We start from the raw sequence: 1541 nt of genomic DNA, 5'->3' as shown, positions 1-1541 counted from the left end.
CCCCGTCCCTGCCGACCGCTGCGGCGAGGACGGCGACGGACGGGCCGCCGTCCGTTCGCACCACGTCGTCTGCGTCGCCGAGGGATCCGCCGCCGAACAGCTGCGCCACGCGCTTGCGCGGCTGCCGGCGCGGGCGCGGCTGGTCGACTTCGCCTCGGACACCGACGTCGTCCTCGTGTTCGCCACGGACGACCCGCGCTGGCCAGTGCTCCGGTAGCCGCGGCGCGCCGGGTTCAGCCGCGCACCGCCTCGATCGCCGACACGACGGCCAGGACCAGGAAGGCGCCCGCGGCGATCCGGGTGATCACCGCGATGGGCAGTAGGCGAAGCAGCCCGCGTCCCCCCGCGATGGCCAGGCCGGCCACCGTCCACAGGGCCAGCACCGCACCGATCCAGACCGCCACCGGCGCGTCGAACCGGGCGGCCAGGTTCGCCGTCGAGATCTGCGTCAGGTCGCCGAGCTCCGCGACGAAGACGACCCCGAAGGAGGTGGCCGCGACCCGCCAGAACGTCGCGGCCGCGGCCGGCGCCGGGGATGCGGTTCGCTCGGCCGCGGCATCGGCCCGATCCGGCTCGTCCCGCTCCGGACCGTCGCTCTCACGGCCCTCGCGCAGCACGAGCACGGCTCCGACGACGAAGAGCACCGCTGTGATCGTGTCGACGATCCGGTGCGGCAGCAGCGAGAAGGCGCTGCCGGCGGCCACGGCCACGGTGACGTGCACGACGAAGGCGAGTGCGACCCCGGCCCAGACGTGCAGCGGTCGGAAGCGGCTACCCAGCACGAGGCTCGCGACCATCGTCTTGTCGGGAAGCTCCGCCAGGAAGATCACGCCGAAGGTGATGAGTGCGGTGGTGATGCTCAATGCCCGGACCTCTCCGTGGGACCGGGCCGGGGGCGGGGACGCGCCTTCGACCCGGCATGCCTGCCGTGTCGAAGGTCTCGCCCACCCGGCCGCGTGGGCCGGGCCCGGCCGCCGGGTGCCCGCGGACCGGCCCTGGATGGGCCGCTCGGCGGACGCCAGTATGTCGACGACCGGACCGCTCGGACGCCGCACCCGGCCGGCCCGGCGACGGACACGTCCGTCGTCCCAGGCCGTGCGCACCGGAGGCGGGCCGCTCGGCGGGGCTACTCCCCTTCGGAGGGAGACAGTACAGCCTGCGCGGACCGTCGGCATTCGCCTCGATCCGCCCCGCTGGCGCTCTGACGGGGAACGAGCCACAGGAACACGAAAGGACACCATCCATCGGTGGTGGGCTCCGTGAAAATCTCGGAAAGAAGCACTAACTTCACGTGGAGTGATGGACGACGCGGTTCCCCTCGCGTACCGCGCCGGCGACGGTCCGGTTCCTGCGCCGATGACACTCGCCCGCACGGCCACCGGACTGCGCCCAGTGATCAACGCCACCGGGGTGATCCTGCACGGCGCGCTCGGCCGGGCCCCGCTGTCCGCGGCCGCGCGCGCCGCGGTGGATCTCGCCGCCGGCACCACCGATCTCGAGCTGGACCTGCGCACCGGCCGCCGGGACCGCCGGGGACGCAC

Annotated in this window: 1 protein-coding gene and 2 pseudogenes; 2 read left to right on the top strand and 1 reads right to left on the bottom strand. The window is 74.1% G+C overall.

Annotation, left to right across the window (positions count from 1 at the left end):
• A pseudogene (locus tag ND748_RS31720) lies at positions 1-217 on the top strand (hypothetical protein); the annotation flags it as partial.
• Between the two features lie 16 nt (positions 218-233).
• Here ND748_RS31720 and ND748_RS31715 read toward each other — a convergent pair.
• A complete protein-coding gene (locus ND748_RS31715; protein WP_251749966.1) occupies positions 234-863 on the bottom strand; it encodes a TMEM165/GDT1 family protein in 630 nt (209 codons plus the stop codon).
• A gap of 436 nt (positions 864-1299) precedes the next feature.
• Between ND748_RS31715 and ND748_RS31710 the strand changes: the two are divergent.
• Positions 1300-1541, top strand: a pseudogene (locus tag ND748_RS31710) (L-seryl-tRNA(Sec) selenium transferase); the annotation flags it as partial.

This window comes from Frankia sp. AiPs1 (assembly GCF_023716945.1).
GTDB lineage: Bacteria > Actinomycetota > Actinomycetes > Frankiales > Frankiaceae > Frankia.
Note: the sequence above shows the minus strand (reverse complement) of the source record. Positions and strands in the feature narration are given on the sequence as shown.